Source organism: Amaricoccus solimangrovi (assembly GCF_006385685.1).
Taxonomy (GTDB): domain Bacteria; phylum Pseudomonadota; class Alphaproteobacteria; order Rhodobacterales; family Rhodobacteraceae; genus Amaricoccus; species Amaricoccus solimangrovi.
Genome location: NZ_VFRP01000015.1, coordinates 1 through 14,425, shown reverse-complemented (window position 1 = coordinate 14,425; position 14,425 = coordinate 1). Strand labels below are relative to the sequence as shown.

The 14,425-nt window shown below is 71.4% G+C and carries 16 protein-coding genes; 9 read left to right on the top strand and 7 right to left on the bottom strand.

Annotation, left to right across the window (positions count from 1 at the left end):
* Positions 1-11 precede the first annotated feature (11 nt).
* A complete protein-coding gene (locus FJM51_RS14645; protein ID WP_140454885.1) occupies positions 12-1,547 on the bottom strand; it encodes a GMC oxidoreductase in 1,536 nt (511 codons plus the stop codon).
* A gap of 277 nt (positions 1,548-1,824) precedes the next feature.
* On the opposite strand from FJM51_RS14645, the gene pheS reads away from it, so the two are divergent.
* Together pheS and FJM51_RS14635 are read left to right on the top strand one after the other, a co-directional pair.
* On the top strand, positions 1,825-2,907 hold the full coding sequence (gene pheS, locus FJM51_RS14640) for a phenylalanine--tRNA ligase subunit alpha (RefSeq protein ID WP_438502759.1): 1,083 nt from the start codon (positions 1,825-1,827) through the stop codon (positions 2,905-2,907).
* 216 nt (positions 2,908-3,123) lie between these two features.
* Positions 3,124-4,122 (top strand): PAS domain-containing HWE histidine kinase family protein, encoded by a 999-nt coding sequence (locus FJM51_RS14635; protein ID WP_140454884.1) that lies wholly within the window; start codon positions 3,124-3,126, stop codon positions 4,120-4,122.
* A gap of 24 nt (positions 4,123-4,146) precedes the next feature.
* On the opposite strand, the gene FJM51_RS14630 is transcribed toward FJM51_RS14635, so the two are convergent.
* Positions 4,147-4,752 carry a TetR/AcrR family transcriptional regulator gene (locus FJM51_RS14630; RefSeq protein WP_181164566.1) on the bottom strand — a complete coding sequence of 202 codons (606 nt, stop codon included), beginning with the start codon at positions 4,750-4,752 and terminating at the stop codon, positions 4,147-4,149.
* 94 nt (positions 4,753-4,846) lie between these two features.
* Between FJM51_RS14630 and FJM51_RS14625 the strand changes: the two genes are divergently transcribed.
* Positions 4,847-5,353, top strand: a complete 507-nt coding sequence (locus FJM51_RS14625) for a cupin domain-containing protein (RefSeq protein ID WP_233713134.1) — start codon at positions 4,847-4,849, stop codon at positions 5,351-5,353.
* Positions 5,354-5,401: 48 nt separating this feature from the next.
* Here the strand turns inward: FJM51_RS14625 and FJM51_RS14620 are convergent, their stop codons facing one another.
* Positions 5,402-5,674: a hypothetical protein gene (locus FJM51_RS14620; RefSeq protein WP_140454882.1), complete on the bottom strand. Its 273-nt coding sequence runs from the start codon at positions 5,672-5,674 to the stop codon at positions 5,402-5,404.
* 120 nt (positions 5,675-5,794) lie between these two features.
* On the opposite strand from FJM51_RS14620, the gene pheT reads away from it, so the two are divergent.
* On the top strand, positions 5,795-8,203 hold the full coding sequence (gene pheT, locus FJM51_RS14615; protein WP_140454881.1) for a phenylalanine--tRNA ligase subunit beta: 2,409 nt from the start codon (positions 5,795-5,797) through the stop codon (positions 8,201-8,203).
* Positions 8,204-8,287: 84 nt separating this feature from the next.
* A complete protein-coding gene (mscL, locus tag FJM51_RS14610) occupies positions 8,288-8,710 on the top strand; it encodes a large-conductance mechanosensitive channel protein MscL (protein ID WP_140454880.1) in 423 nt (140 codons plus the stop codon).
* Positions 8,711-8,716: 6 nt separating this feature from the next.
* On the opposite strand, the gene FJM51_RS14605 is transcribed toward mscL, so the two are convergent.
* On the bottom strand, positions 8,717-9,052 hold the full coding sequence (locus FJM51_RS14605) for an AzlD domain-containing protein (protein WP_140454879.1): 336 nt from the start codon (positions 9,050-9,052) through the stop codon (positions 8,717-8,719).
* Positions 9,049-9,768, bottom strand: coding sequence for an AzlC family ABC transporter permease (locus tag FJM51_RS14600; RefSeq protein ID WP_140454878.1), 720 nt, complete (start codon positions 9,766-9,768; stop codon positions 9,049-9,051). The genes FJM51_RS14605 and FJM51_RS14600 overlap by 4 nt, the downstream gene beginning before the upstream one ends.
* Positions 9,769-9,900: 132 nt before the next feature.
* Between FJM51_RS14600 and mobA the strand changes: the two genes are divergently transcribed.
* The 3 genes from mobA (at position 9,901) to FJM51_RS14585 (ending at position 12,304) form a co-directional block, all read left to right on the top strand.
* Positions 9,901-10,539: a molybdenum cofactor guanylyltransferase MobA gene (mobA, locus tag FJM51_RS14595; protein ID WP_306419442.1), complete on the top strand. Its 639-nt coding sequence runs from the start codon at positions 9,901-9,903 to the stop codon at positions 10,537-10,539.
* Positions 10,536-11,042, top strand: a complete 507-nt coding sequence (gene mobB, locus FJM51_RS14590) for a molybdopterin-guanine dinucleotide biosynthesis protein B (protein WP_140454877.1) — start codon at positions 10,536-10,538, stop codon at positions 11,040-11,042. The genes mobA and mobB overlap by 4 nt, the downstream gene beginning before the upstream one ends.
* Positions 11,043-11,128: 86 nt before the next feature.
* A complete protein-coding gene (locus tag FJM51_RS14585; protein ID WP_140454876.1) occupies positions 11,129-12,304 on the top strand; it encodes an MFS transporter in 1,176 nt (391 codons plus the stop codon).
* Here the strand turns inward: FJM51_RS14585 and FJM51_RS14580 are convergent.
* Both FJM51_RS14580 and greA read right to left on the bottom strand, forming a co-directional pair.
* The gene (locus FJM51_RS14580) at positions 12,236-13,390 is read right to left on the bottom strand and encodes a gluzincin family metallopeptidase (RefSeq protein WP_140454875.1); all 1,155 of its coding nucleotides are present in this window, start codon (positions 13,388-13,390) and stop codon (positions 12,236-12,238) included. The genes FJM51_RS14585 and FJM51_RS14580 overlap by 69 nt on opposite strands.
* Positions 13,391-13,412: 22 nt before the next feature.
* Positions 13,413-13,883 carry a transcription elongation factor GreA gene (gene greA / locus FJM51_RS14575; protein ID WP_140454874.1) on the bottom strand — a complete coding sequence of 157 codons (471 nt, stop codon included), beginning with the start codon at positions 13,881-13,883 and terminating at the stop codon, positions 13,413-13,415.
* 222 nt (positions 13,884-14,105) lie between these two features.
* Between greA and FJM51_RS14570 the strand changes: the two genes are divergently transcribed.
* The coding region (locus tag FJM51_RS14570; protein WP_140454873.1) for an NAD(P)/FAD-dependent oxidoreductase at positions 14,106-14,425 on the top strand (320 nt) is incomplete at its 3' end.

Below are 14,425 nucleotides of genomic sequence, written 5' to 3'. Positions count from 1 at the left end.
GGGCCGCCGGCTCAGGCGGCGCGCAGCACTTCGCCCATGTGATCGCCGAGGCGCAGCGCGAGCTGGACGATGGTGAAGGTCGGCTTGGTGAAACCGCCCGTCGAGAAGACGCTGGAGCCGCCGACGAAGAGGTTCTCGACCTCGTGCACGCGGCAGTTGGCATCGACGACGCCGGTACGGGGGCTCGAGCACATCCGCGTCGTGCCCATGTGGTGGCGCCCGGCGACCTGGCCGTTGCCATCCCCGATGCAGGGCAGCGACGGCTGCTCCGCGAGGAGCCAGGGCCGCACCCGCAGCCGGCCGATGTTCTGCTCCGCGACATGGGTTCCGAAGGCGGTGATCGCCGCGCGGAAGGTCTCGTAATCCTGATCCTTGAGGTTCCAGCAGATCCGGGGGCGCCGCAGGCCGAACTGGTCGGTCGCGTCCGTCAGGTGGATCCTGCTCTCCGCGTTCAGCCGCTGCTCGACCGAGACGGCGACGCGCGCCCAGGGGTTGTTCAGCGGATCGTGGGTCAGCGAGAATTCCTCGAGCCCGCCCCAGCCGCAGCGCGGGCGGAAGCCGCGCAGCCGGTGGACCAGCGCCGTGACGCCGGGCGTGAGGCATTCGGCCGTCGCCTTCAGCGCCCGGGGCAGCGACAGCGGCGTCTCGCGCCGCTGTGGCTCGACGAAGACGCCGAAGTTCGAGACGTTGGCCTTCTCCAGCAATTCCTCCGTCGGCGCGAAGACCTGCTGTTCGAACGGCCAGGCCTCGGTCAGCAGCATGTCGGCGGTGAAGACCGTCGGGTGATCGGAGAAGTAGCGGCCCACCAGCCCCCGCGCGTTGCCGATCCCCTCCGGCCGCTGCGAGCGGAAGTTCAGCAGCATGCGCGCGTTCTCGATCCCGCCGAGGCAGATCGCGAAGGACCGCGCCCGGACGCCGAAGCCGGGATCGGCGGGGTCGTAGTTCCGGAACCGCGCCTCCACGACGCGGGAATGGTCGTCGCTAAGCCGCAGGTCCACGAGGTTGGCATTGAGGCAGAGCGCGATCCGGTCGGAGGCCAGGATCTCGTCGCGATACTTTTCCCCGAACCGCGTGGGCGGGCTGTAGTGCCACTGCACGTGGCGGAAGCGCTCCTCGGCCTGCGCGAGCGGGATGTCGGGCGGCACCACGGGATCGTCGAGATCGACGATCCGCGCCGCGGCTTCGAGATAGGGATCGAGGTCGGCCTTCCGGATCGCCCAGCCGCTCATCGGGTTGCAGCCGCTCGGAAGGAAGTCCCGCGTCTCGAGCGGGCGGCACTTGCCCTCCCAATGGCCGGACGTGCCGCCGAAATAGCGCAGCCGGCATTCGTCGAGCGGGAAGTAGTCGTGCCCGCCGCATTCGCCCGCGTAGATATCCTGCGAGACGGGGTCGTAGTCGAACCCGCCCGCCTCCATCAGCGCGACGCGGAACCCCTGCGCCGCGAGACGGCGTGCGAGCGTGATGCCCGCGGGTCCCGCCCCGGCGACGCAGACGTCGAAAACCTGTTCGAAGGCCGTTCGGTCGGCGTCGCCCGCGTCAAGCAGCATGGGACGCGCCGACTTCCGGAACCGCGGAAGTGCTCTCGAGAAACAGACAACTCATTACACGCACCGCGACACCACCCCCACCGATTCCGGCACACCGAGACGCGACAAGCACCTCGATTATTGTAGCCGGCGCCGCCCGGCAAGCGGTCTCGCGGCGGATGGTTAACAAGCCCCGCCCGGTGTTGCGCGGCGGCCGCGCCCGCTGCGATCTTGCAATCGCGACCCGCCCCCGCTAGGCGTCGGCGCATCAGTTTCCGAAGGAACCAGAGGGTTGGAGATGGACGGGATCACCGCCCTGCGCGAGAAGTACCTGACCGGGATCGCGGCGGCCGGGAGCGAGGCCGCGCTCGAGGAAGCGCGTCTCGCGGCGCTCGGCAAGAAAGGGGAGGTCTCGCTGCTGATGCGCTCGCTCGGGCAGATGAGCCCCGAGGAGCGCCAGAGCGCGGGGCCGGCGCTGAACGCGCTCAAGGACGATCTGAACGCGGCGATCGCGGACGCCCGCGCCCGGCTCGCCGGGGCGGCGCTGGAAGCCCGGCTCGCCACCGAATGGATGGACGTGACGCTGCCGCCGCGGCCCGAGACGCGCGGCACGCTGCATCCGGTCAGCCAGGTAATGGAGGAGGTCACGGCGATCTTCGCCGACCTCGGCTTCGCCGTGGCGGAGGGACCGCAGGTCGAGAGCGACTGGTACAATTTCGACGCGCTCAACATTCCCGACCACCATCCGGCGCGCGCCGAGATGGACACGTTCTACATGGCGCGCGCGACAGGCGACAACCGGCCGCCGCATGTGCTCCGGACCCATACCTCGCCGGTGCAGATCCGGCACATGGAGGGTTTCGGCGCCCCCTGCCGGATCATCGCGCCCGGCCGGGTCTACCGCGCCGACTACGACCAGACGCATACGCCGATGTTCCACCAGGTCGAGGGCCTGTGCATCGACAAGGGCGTGTCGATGGCGAACCTGAAGTGGGTGCTGGAGGAGTTCTGCCGCGCCTTCTTCGAGGTCGACAACGTCGAACTGAAGTTCCGCGCCAGCCACTTCCCCTTCACCGAACCCTCGGCGGAGGTCGACATCCGCTGCTCCTGGGCGGGCGGGCAGCTCCGGATCGGCGAGGGCGACGACTGGCTCGAGATCCTCGGCTCCGGCATGGTGCACCCGAAGGTGCTGCGCGCCGCGGGCGTCGATCCCGATGAATGGCAGGGCTTCGCCTTCGGCATGGGCATCGACCGGATCGCGATGCTGAAATACGGCATCCCCGACCTGCGCGCCTTCTTCGACAGCGACCTGCGCTGGCTGCGGCATTACGGCTTCGGCGCGCTCCAGGTGCCGACGCTGCGCGCCGGGATCGGCGGCTGAGGACTGGCCCGGGCAGGCGGCGCGGCGGTCTCGCGGCGCGTCGGGGCCGTCCCGCGAGTTCTCGGGCTCAAGTTAGGTTTTCCTCGCCAGCAGCGGCAAGCTCGGGTTGCCCGAAGACAGGCCGAGGACTTCGCGGCTTTTCCCGGCGCGTCGGCTGGGCTACCTTGGGCTCCGGAAACTCTTGACCGCGGATTGGATTGCGAAGGGGTTTGCCCAGTGCAGATACAGGAGAACGTCCGGGAACACCTCGCCGCGATCGTGGAGGGGTCCGACGACGCGATCATCACCAAGACGCTCGACGGCGTGATCCGGAGCTGGAATCCGAGCGCCGAGGGCCTGTTCGGCTATGCCGCGAGCGAGGTCATCGGCCAGCCGATCGACATCCTGATTCCGGAGAACCTCCGGCACGAGGAGGTCGAGTTCGTCTCCCGCCTGCGCCGGGGCGAGCGCATCCGTCATTTCGAGACGGTCCGGCGGCGCAAGAACGGCAGCCTCGTCCCGATCTCGCTGACGGTCTCGCCGGTGCGCGACGACGCCGGCGTCATCGTCGGCGCCTCGAAGATCGCGCGCGACATTTCCACGCAGAAGGAGATGGCGGAACGGCAGCATGCGATCCTCGCCGAGATGATGCACCGCGTCCGCAACTGCTTCGCCGTCGCGGGCGGCCTCGTCGGCATCTGCGCCCGCGACGCCGGCACCGCGAGCGAACTCGCGGACCGGCTGCGCGGGCGCTTCCTCGCCCTGTCCTCGATCCAGTCCATGGCGATTCCGGATCCCGCGGATACGTCGCGCGACGGCACCACGCTCTGGGCCATGCTCGAGGTGGTGATGAAGCCCTTCGTCGGGGCGACCGCGCCGCGACTCGAGGGCGAGGACGTTCCCGTCTGCCACGCCGCGATCACGCCGCTCGCCCTCGTCTTCTACGAACTCTGCACCAACGCGGTGAAATACGGCGCATTCGGGCAGGAGCGCGGACTCCTCACCGTGACCGCCACGCGCCGGAGCGACCGGCTGCTGATCCGCTGGCACGAGAGCGCCGCGTTCGACATCGGGAGCGCCGACGGCCCGGGAGGATTCGGCACCCGGATGTGCGAGGCGTCGATGCGGAGCGCGCTCGACGGCTCCATCGCGCGCGAGATCACTCCTCGCGGCATGACGGCGCTCCTGGACCTGGACCTTGCCAGCGTCACCGGCGAGGACGAGGCCGGCGACTGACGCGGCCCGGACGGCTTCGGGCGCTCAGCCAGCCTGCGCGGCGCCGAGGTGATGCTCGATCAGCGCCTCCGCCGTGGCGCGCACCGTCGCCCGCGCCCCGGCCCGGTCGAGATGGGCGATGTCGAAGAGCGTGATCATCGCCTCCGCGCCGGTCACCAGCGTCAGCGCGTTCACGATCGCGGGCCATGCCGGCGGGGGCACGTTGCCATCCTCGCGCAGCGCGCGCTCGAACATGACGGCGCGGCGCGCGCCCCGGTCCGCGGACTTGCGGTCCGCCAGCCAGGCATCGAGATAGCGCGCGAGGAACTGGCGGAAGGCCACCTCGTTGTCGCAGGGATAATCGAAGAAATAGAGCGTGATGGCGAGCAGGCGCGCGCGCAGCCCCTCCGCCCCCGCGACGATTTCCTCGTAGGTCGCGACCCGCGCCGCGAGCCCCGCCTCGGCCGTCAGCGTCGCCGGATCGGTGAAGTAGCGATAGGCGGTCGCCTTGGAGACGCCCGCCACCTTCGCCGCCTGGGCCACCGTCACCGGCTCCCCCCGCTCCATGAGATCACGCGCGCCGGCGAGGATCGCCGCGCGGGTGCGGCGCTTCTGGTCGAGTCGCTCGCGGGAGACGGTTCCGGCATCCATGAAGATTCTCGCCTTCGCTATCATGAGACTGTTGTCTTATCGTGAGACTCATGTATTATAAACCTCGATGAAGCCGATGCAAGAGGAGGAATCGATGACGATGATGGCCGAAGTGGGGAAGCCGGCGGCGGGCGGGGCGGTGGACCGCGCGCGGACCTATGAGACGCTGGGGATCCTGATGCGTTTCCGCGTCTTCCCCGACGAGGTGATGGGCAAGTACTGCGTGGTCGACGCGCTGGTGCCGGCGGGGCTCGGCGCGCCGCCGAACCGCCACGCGGGCGAATCGGAGAGTTTCGTCGTGATCGCGGGCGCGGTCGATTTCATGCTCGACGGCGAGACGCGCCGGCTCGCGGCGGGAGACGAGGTGGTGGTGCCCGACGGCGCGCTCCATGCCTTCGCCGCCGTCGGGCCGGAACCCGCGCGGATCCTGATCGTGAACGCGCCCGGAGAGATGCACGTCCGCTTCTTCACCGAACTCGGGCGGGCGGTGCCGGACGAGACCCGCGCTCCGGCCCCGCTCGACGGGCCGCCCGACATCGCGCGGGTGCTCGCGGTCGGGACGGAGGTCGGGATGTCCTTTCCCGGACCGGCGCCCGCCTGAGGTCGTCGCGGATCGGGGGGCCGCGGCGGCGGCCCCCGGTCCCGTCCGTCAGGGATTGGCCGGGGCGGGGGTGTCCGGCGTCTGGCGCGGGGGGGCGGCGGGGGAATTGCTCGCCGCGTCCGGCACGGCCGGCGGCGTCTCGGGCGGGGTGACGGCGGAGGTCTCGGGCGGCGGGGCGGGCCGCTCGGCCGGGTCCTTCGCCGCGTAGCCTATCCACCAGAAGAAGCCGAGCACCACGAGCACCACGAGGATCGCCAGCCCGATCAGCGGTCCCGCGTGGCGCTTCGCCTCCTTCTTCGTGTTGGTATCGGTCGGAGCCATCGCATCTCTCCTTTTCCCTTCGGGGACCAACCGCCCCCCGCCCGCGATGGTTCCCCCACTTCCCCTTGGGCGCCCGATGTCCTAAACCGCCGCGCAAACGCGCTGACGGGATCTGGTCGCATGAAGTTCACCCTCTCCTGGCTCAAGGATCACCTCGAAACGACCGCGACGCTCGAGGAGATCACCTTCGCGCTGACCGATCTCGGGCTCGAGGTCGAGGGCGTGACCGACCCCGGCGCGGAACTCGCCGCCTTCACGGTGGGCGAGGTGCTGGAGGCCGAGCCGCATCCCGACGCCGACAAGCTGCGCGTCTGCAAGGTGGCGACCGCCGCCGGCGAGACCCAGATCGTCTGCGGCGCGCCGAACGCCCGCGCGGGGATCAAGGTCGTGGTCTCGAAGCCGGGCGACTACATCCCGGGCCTCGACCTGACGATCAAGGTCGGCAAGATCCGGGGCGTGGAAAGCCACGGCATGATGCTGTCGGAGCGCGAGATGAAGCTCTCCGACGAGCATGACGGCATTCTCGAACTCCCGGCCGAGGCGCCGGTGGGGGCGAAGCTGACGGATGTGCTGCGCTTCGATCCGGTGATCGAGATCGCGATCACGCCGAACCGGCCCGACGCGCTCGGCGTCGCGGGCATCGCGCGCGATCTCGCGGCCCGCGGGCTCGGCACGGTGAAGACGCCGGCGGTCGAGCCGGTGCCCGGCGCCTTCCCGAACCCGATCGGCGTCTATCTCGCCCCCGACGTCGCGAGCGAGGCCTGCCCGCTCTTCGTCGGGCGGCTCATCCGCGGTGTGCGCAACGGGCCGAGCCCGCGCTGGATGCAGGACCGGCTGCGCGCGATCGGGCTCCGGCCCATCTCGGCGCTGGTCGACATCACCAACTACGTGACCTTCGACCGCGGGCGGCCGCTGCATGTCTTCGACGCGGGCAAGGTCCATGGCGGGGCGCTGACCGTGCGGCTTGCGAAGCCCGGCGAGACGCTGCTGGCGCTCGACGGCAAGACCTACGCCTTCGACGGGTCCGAGACGGTGATCGCCGACCAGAAGGGCGTCGAGAGCATCGGCGGCATCATGGGCGGCGAGCGTTCGGGATGCACCGAGGCGACGACCGACGTCTTCGTCGAGGCGGCTTATTTCGATCCGGTCCGCACGGCCCGGACCGGCCGGCGGCTCCGGATCAACTCGGATGCGCGCTACCGCTTCGACCGGGGCGTCGATCCGGCCTTCACGATGCCGGGCGCCGAGCTCGCGACCAGGCTCATCCTGGAGATCTGCGGCGGCGAGCCGTCGGAAACCTCGCTCTGGGGCGCGATCCCGGACACCGCGCGGAGCTACACGCTCGATCCCGCGCGCGTCGTGAGCCTCGTCGGCATGGAAATCCCCCGCGCGGAACAGGTACGCATCCTGAACGCGCTCGGCTTCTCCACGCGCGACGAGGGCGAGAAGCTCGTGGCCGATGTCCCCTCCTGGCGCCCCGACGTGCAGGGCGAGGCCGATCTGGTCGAGGAGGTGGCGCGCGTCGCCTCGCTGACCCGGCTCGAGGGCAAGCCCCTGCCGCGCCCGACCGGCGTCGCGAAACCGGTGCTGACGCCCGCGCAGCGGCGCGAGACCCAGGTCCGCCGCCGGATCGCCGCGCTCGGCTACAACGAATGCGTGACCTACAGCTTCATTGACCGCGAGGCGGCGGAGCTCTTCGGCGGCGGCGGCGAGGCCGTGCGGCTCGAGAATCCGATCAGTTCGGAGATGAGCCACCTGCGCCCCGATCTGATCCCGGGCCTGCTGCGGGCCGCGGCGCGCAACCAGGCGCGCGGCTTCGCCGATCTCGCGCTCTTCGAGGTCGGCGCGGTCTTCGCGGGCGGCGAGCCCGAGGACCAGGCGGCGATGGCCGGCGGGATCCGCGTCGGCCAGACCGCGCCGCGCGACACGCTCGGCAGCCGCAGGCCGGTCGATCTTCACGACGCGCGCGCCGACGCCGAGGCGGCGCTGGCCGCGCTCGGCCTCACGGCGGCGCCGATGATCCAGCGCATCGCCCCCGGCTGGTTCCATCCCGGCCGCTCCGCCGCGCTGACGCTCGGGCCGAAGACGGTGCTCGCGGTCTTCGGCGAACTGCATCCGCGCGTGCTCCAGGCGCTCGACGTGAAGGGGCCGGCGGTCGCCTTCACCGTCAATCTCGCCGCGGTGCCGATGCCGCGCAATCGCGCGGCGACGCGGCCCGCCCTCGCGATCTCCGACTTCCAGCCGGTCGAGCGCGACTTCGCCTTCGTGCTCGACGAGAAGGTCGAGGCCGAGGCGGTGCTGCGCGCGGCGCGCGGCGCGGACAAGGCGCTGATCACCGCGGTCTCCGTCTTCGACATCTTCGCCGGGCCGAAGGCCGAGGCGCAGATGGGGCCGGGCAAGAAGTCGATGGCGATCTCCGTCCGGCTCGAACCGAGCAGGGCGACCTTGACCGAGGCGGAAATCGAGGCAGTCTCGGCGAAGGTGATCGCGGGCGTGACCAAGGCCACCGGGGGAACCCTGCGGAGCTGAGCGGCGCCTCGCTCTCCCGGGCCGGCCGGAGCGGACGCGCGCCTCATCGCGTCCGGTCCGGTGGGCCTTGTAGAGGAGAGTGGAATGCTCAAGGAGTTTCGCGAGTTCATCGCCCGCGGCAACGTGATCGACCTCGCGGTCGGCATCATCATCGGCGCGGCCTTCACCGCGATCGTGAACAGCCTCGTCAACGACCTCATCAATCCGCTGATCGGCCTCTTCGTCGGCGGGATCAACTTCGACAGCCTGCAACTCGCGATCGGGGAGGGCGATCACGCGGCGACCTTCCGCTACGGATCCTTCATCACCGCGATCATCAACTTCCTGATCATCGCCTGGGTCGTCTTCCTGCTCGTGAAGGCGGTGAACAGGATCCAGACGCTCGCGGTCCGCAAGGGCGAGGCGGATCCCGCCGACGCGCCGGCCGCGCCGACGCAGGAGGAGTTGCTGACCGAGATCCGCGACATCCTCCAGTCCGACGTGGCCGCGATCCAGTCGAAGGGCTGACGCGGCCTAGCCGAGCAGGCTCTGGGCGAAGAGCCCGGCGTAGAGCACGGCCATGCCCGCGCCGATCGCCCAGAGCGCGTTCCGCTTCCAGGCCCCGACCAGAAGCGCGGCGAGCGCCGCGAGGAGGCGGGGCATGTCGAGCGCGCCATCGGTCGCGGGCGGCCAGACCACCAGCGGCGCGACGAGGCCGGGCATCACCGCGACGGGCACGTAGCGCAGCAGCCGGGTCGCCCAGAGCGGCAGCGCCCGGTCCCCGATCATGCCGAGGAACGAGAGCCGGATCAGATAGGTGCCGATCCCGAGCAGCGCGATGACGGTCCAGATCCGCGCGTCCATGCTCATCGGACCGCCTCCGCGCGCCGGCGCTCCAGCAGCGTCTCGACCAGCGCGCCGGTCACCATCGCGAGGGCGGCGGCGATCAGCAGCCCGAGGTTGTAGGGGACGGCGGCGAAGGCGAGCGCGGCGGCGACGGAGACGAAGGCGGCCGCGATATGCGGGAGGCTGCGCAGCGCGGGCGCGAAGAGCGCGATGAAGGTGATCGGCACCGCGAAGTCGAGCGCGAGCGCCGCCGGGATCGCCGTCCCCGCCACCGCGCCGAAGATCGAGGCCGCGTACCACCAGGGGCAGATCGCCGCCGCCGTCCCGAGGAAATAGGCGATCCGCTCCGCCGGAGTCATGCGCGGCCCCGTCTCCTCGTTGGCCATCACGAGACCGTAGGTCTGATCGACCAGCAGATAGGCGACGATCGCGCGCTTCCAGAACGGTTGCGCGCCGAGGAGCGGTGCGAGGCTCGCCGAATACATCGCCATGCGCAGGTTCACCGCGAGCGAGGTCAGGATGACGATCGCGAGCGGCGCGTGGTCGCCGAGAAGCTGCAGCGCGGTGAATTGCGAGGCGCCGGCGATCACGAAGATGCTCATCGACAGCGACTGCGCGAGGCTCCAGCCCGCCTCCGTCGCCGCGACCCCGAAGAGCGCGCCGAAGGGAATGATGACCAGCACGAAGGGGAGCCCCTCGCGCAGGCCGAGCCTGAACGCCGACCAGTTCCGATGCGACATGCCGAACATCCTTTCCCGGAGGCATCGCCGGACCGCGCGGAGGCGGTCGCGTCTGTTCCCCGTTCGCGCCCGCGTCTATCCTGACCGCCGCGCGCGTTTCAATCGTTTCCCGCGCGGGAGGATGCCTTGCCTGTGACGAATTTCCCTGATGATGCGATCTCGGCCGCCGGTCCGGTCGGCGGCGTCGTGCTGGCCGGCGGCCGATCCTCGCGTTTCGGATCCGACAAGATGCTGGCCGAACTCGGCGGACGGCCGCTGATCGCCCACGCGCTCGCGCGCCTCGGCCCGCAGGTCGCGGCGCTCGCGATCTCGGCCAATGGCGACCCGGCGCGTTTCGCGGATTTCGGCTGCCCGGTGCTCCCCGATCCGGTGCCCGATTTCCAGGGGCCGCTCGCGGGCGTGCTGGCCGGGCTCGACTGGGCGACGGCGAACGGGTTCGAGGCGATCGTGACCGCCGCGGGCGACACGCCGGTCTTTCCGGAGGATCTCGTCACCGCGCTCCGCGTCGCCGCCTTCGCCGCCGCGGCGCCGGTGGCGGTCGCCCTCACGCCGGAGGAGGGCGGGGGGTTCCGGGCGCATCCGACCTTCGCGCTCTGGCGCGCCGACCTGCGCGACACGCTGGCCGCGGCCCTCGCGGCGGGCCAGCGGCGCGTCCTCGGCTTCGCCGAGTCGCAGGGCGCGGGGCGCGCGATCTTCGAGGGGCGCGGGCCGGCGGCGTTTCACAACGTCAACACCCGCGCCGATCTCGCCGAGGCGGAGGCCGGGCGGTGAGGGTCTACGGCGTTACCGGCTGGAAGAATTCCGGCAAGACCACCCTCGTCGAGCGTCTGGTCGCGGAACTGGTGGCGCGGGGCTTCACCGTCTCGACGGTCAAGCACGCGCATCACGGATTCGATCTCGACCGGCCCGGCAAGGACAGCCACCGCCACCGCGAGGCCGGCGCGGGCCAGGTGCTCGTCGCCTCGGCGCGGCGCTGGGCGCTGATGACCGAGGTCGGTTCCGCCCGGGAGCCGCCGCTCCCGGACCTGCTCGCCCGGCTCGATCCCGTCGATCTGGTGCTGGTCGAGGGCTACAAGCGCGACCGGCACCCGAAGATCGAGGCGCGGCGACGGGAAACCGCGCAGGATCTGATCGCGGCGGGGGATCCGACGATCGAGGCGGTCGCCTCCGACGCGCCGCTGCCGGGGCTCGACCGGCCGGTCTTCGACCTCGACGACATCGCGACCATCGCGGATTTCATCCTCGCGCGGCTGGGCCTGCCCCGCCGCCGCTGAGAGCCGCGCGCCTCGCTCTTGCGCCAGAGCCCGGGCGGTGAAAAGGCTGTGCCTGTCCGCCGCTCTCGTTCCCCCGGGGAGTCACCTTGGCCTCGCCGCTCCGTTCCGCCGCCGGCCGCCACACGGCGGCCTTCTACGCGTCCTTCTTCATGGTGAGCGGCGTCTACATGCCGTTCTGGCCGCTCTGGCTCGCCCATTGGGGGCTCTCGCCGGGCGAGGTCGGGCTCTTCACCTCGCTCGGCATCGGGATCCGCGTGGTCGCGGGGCTGATCATACCGGCGCTGGCGGACCGGCTCGACGCGCGGCGGCACACGATCGCGGTCTGCTGCCTGTTCGGCGCGGCGATCCTGGTCTGCCACCTCTGGATCGCGCGGGTGCCGGTGCTGCTGCTCGGCACGCTCGCGACCGGCGCCTGCCTCGCCGCGATCGGCCCGATCGGCGAGGCGCTCGGGACCGCCGCCTCCCGCTTTCACGGATTCGACTACGCGCCGGCGCGCGGCCTCGGCTCGATCGGCTTCATGTTCGCCAATCTCGCGGTCGGGGCGCTCATCTCGGCCCTCGGGGTCCAGGTCGCGCTCTGGTGGATGGTGGTCTGCTTCCTCCTCGCCGCGCTCCTCGTGGCACGCCATCCGGGCGGGCGCCGGGTCCAGGGCCAGATCCCGCCCCGGATCGGCGAGATCCGGGCCCTGGTGACCAACCCGGTCTTCTGCGTCTTCGTCGCGGCGCTCTCCTTCACCCAGGCGAGTCACGCGGTCTTCTACGCCTACGGCACGATCCACTGGACCGACCTCGGCCTGTCGGAGACGCGGATCGGCGCGCTCTGGGCGGCGGGGGTCGGCGCGGAGATCGTCTTCATGATCACGGTCGGCGGCGCGGTCGCGGGCCGCCTCGGGCCGGTGCGCGCGCTCGGCCTCTCCGGGCTCGCAGGAATCCTGCGCTGGGCGGCGATGATGTTCGATCCGACCGGCTGGGTGCTCTGGCCGCTGATGGGGCTGCACGCGCTCACCTTCGCGGCCGGCCATCTCGGCGCGATGGCCTTCATCACCCGCGCGATCCCCGCCCGGTTCGGCGCGGCGGCGCAGGGCGCGGCGGCGGCGATGGCGGCGGGGCTCATCCTCTCGCTCGCGACCGCCGGCGCGGCCTGGGCCTATCCCAGGCTCGGCGGGCTCTCCTACGGGATCGGCCTCGGCATGTCAGCGCTCGGGCTCGGGGTCTGCGTCCTGCTCGGCCGCGTCTGGCGCGGGCAGGAACTCGCGGTCTGACGCTTCCTCCTTCCCGCCGAACCGCCCCCGCAGCCGGGCAAGCAGCATGAAGGCCCGCGCCGAGCGCGTGTCGACGAGCGCCATGAGTTGCGCGTCATCGGCGCCCGGCGCGAATTCCGCCAGCACCGCGTCGAAGCGGCGCAGGAAATGCTGCGCCGTGTCGCGGAAGACCGGATCCCTCTCCAGCAGCGCCCTGGTCTTCTCCAGCGCCTCGGCGTCCGTGACGCCCGCGGCCGCCGCCACTTCCGGCCCGCGCGCGCCCCCGACATAGCGCCGCCAGACCTCGGCCCGGGGCGGCGCGACGTCGAGATCGTCCATGTAGACCCCGCTCTCGGCCAGAAGCGTCAGCAGATCCTCCGCCGCCTGGAGCGCATGGGCGAGGCCGGGATGCCGCGTCGCGCTCCTGAGCGCCCGGAAACCCTCCCGATCCTCGGCGTCGCGGGGAAAGTCGAGCGCGCGCACGAGCACGGACCAGTCCGGGACCGGCGCCTCCCCGGACGGCGCGGCCGGCTCGGCGACGGGCTCCGCCGGGGCGCGCGCCTGCGCGGGAGCGACCGGCGCGGGCGGCTCGACGAGGCGCGTGGCGCCGCGCTGCTCGATCAGCCCGCGCAGGCCATGGCGGATTTCCTCCTGTCCCTCGAGCAGGCGGGCGAGCCGCGCGGCTTCCTCCGCGCGCGGACCCTCGGCCAGCGCCTCGCGGAGCGCCCGGCCGATGTCGCCGGCCGAGACCGGCCCTTCGGAGGCCACCACCGCGCGCGTCGTCGCGAGATCGGCGCCGAGCGTCGCGATGGCCGCGCGAAGCGCCGCGACCGAGGCGCGAAGCCCGGCCAGTTCCTCCGCGAGCAGCGCGACGATCCAGGCGAGCGCGGCCGGCAGGATCAGCGCGACGGCGAAGAACATGAGGTCGAGCGCGACGGTTGCACGCGGCCGCTCCGGCGCGACGGCGAGAAAGCCGAGCGCGTAGGCCGCGACGATCACGGCCCAGCCGAGGCCCGCCAGCGCCGCGACGCGCCGGGGCCGGCTCGCGAGAAGCGTCCGAAGCCCGCCGGTCGCCCGTGTGGGTCGCGGTTCGGAGGTCGAACTCATGGCGTCGCGCGCGGCCAGGGGGTCAGGCGAAGCTGACGGCGCGGATCTCGTAGGAGCGCAGGCCGCCGGGGGTGCGGACCTCCACGCTGTCGCCTTCCTCCTTGCCGATCAGCGCGCGGGCGAGGGGCGACTTCATGTTGAGCAGACCCGATTCGATATCGGCCTCCGCCTCGCCGACGATCTGGTAGGTCTTCTCCTCGTCGGTATCCTCGTCGAGGATCACCACGGTGGCGCCGAACTTGACCGGGCCGGAGAGGCGGCTCACGTCGATCACATCCCCGCGCGCGATGATGCCTTCGAGTTCCTTGATCCGGCCCTCGATGAAGCTCTGCCGCTCGCGGGCGGAATGGTACTCGGCGTTCTCGCTCAGGTCGCCGTGCTCGCGCGCCTCGGCGATGGCGGCGATGATCGCCGGCCGGTCCCGCGTCTTCAGCTTCTTCAATTCGGCGTCGAGCTTCGCGAAGCCCCGCGCGGTCAATGGAATCTTCTCCATCCTCATTCTCCTCGTCGCGCTCTCCGGCGCGCCTCCCCGCAATAAACAATCAGGCCGATGCCCGTGGCTCCGGCCTGACGCGCGGCGCTGTGCGCCGCCTCACCTCAGCATATGGGGCGAAATCCGCCTCCGCAAGCGGCGGCGCGGGCCTCCGATTGACGCGGAGGCGGGCGCTGTTTAGGCACGTGGGCAGCGTTTTGCCATGGCCGGGAGGATGAAAAGATGACCGCAGTCGATCGCGAGTCGATGGAATACGACGTGGTCATCGTGGGGGCGGGCCCGGCCGGTCTCGCCGCCGCGATCCGGCTGAAACAGCTCGATCCGGATCTCTCGGTCGTCGTGCTCGAGAAGGGCTCCGAGGTCGGCGCGCATATCCTGTCGGGCGCGGTGCTCGATCCCGCCGGGCTCGACGCGCTGATCCCCGACTGGCGCGACAGGGGCGCCCCGATCACGACCGAGGTCAGCGACGACCGGTTCTACCTGCTCGGGAAGGGCGGGCGGATGAAAATCCCGAACTGGCCGATGCCGGGCTTCATGAAGAA

Bases quoted from the DNA above. Each gene is read 5' to 3' on its own strand.
- FJM51_RS14630 (WP_181164566.1), bottom strand. From the start codon at position 4,752: ATGGATGCCGGAACCGTCTCCCGCGAGCGACTCGACCAGAAGCGCCGC.
- FJM51_RS14620 (WP_140454882.1), bottom strand. From the start codon at position 5,674: ATGGCTCCGACCGATACCAACACGAAGAAGGAGGCGAAGCGCCACGCG.
- pheT (WP_140454881.1), top strand. From the start codon at position 5,795: ATGAAGTTCACCCTCTCCTGGCTCAAGGATCACCTCGAAACGACCGCG.
- greA (WP_140454874.1), bottom strand. From the start codon at position 13,883: ATGGAGAAGATTCCATTGACCGCGCGGGGCTTCGCGAAGCTCGACGCC.
- pheS (WP_438502759.1), top strand. From the start codon at position 1,825: ATGGACGGGATCACCGCCCTGCGCGAGAAGTACCTGACCGGGATCGCG.
- FJM51_RS14625 (WP_233713134.1), top strand. From the start codon at position 4,847: ATGACGATGATGGCCGAAGTGGGGAAGCCGGCGGCGGGCGGGGCGGTG.
- FJM51_RS14580 (WP_140454875.1), bottom strand. From the start codon at position 13,390: ATGAGTTCGACCTCCGAACCGCGACCCACACGGGCGACCGGCGGGCTT.
- FJM51_RS14645 (WP_140454885.1), bottom strand. From the start codon at position 1,547: ATGCTGCTTGACGCGGGCGACGCCGACCGAACGGCCTTCGAACAGGTT.
- FJM51_RS14600 (WP_140454878.1), bottom strand. From the start codon at position 9,768: ATGTCGCATCGGAACTGGTCGGCGTTCAGGCTCGGCCTGCGCGAGGGG.
- mscL (WP_140454880.1), top strand. From the start codon at position 8,288: ATGCTCAAGGAGTTTCGCGAGTTCATCGCCCGCGGCAACGTGATCGAC.
- FJM51_RS14605 (WP_140454879.1), bottom strand. From the start codon at position 9,052: ATGAGCATGGACGCGCGGATCTGGACCGTCATCGCGCTGCTCGGGATC.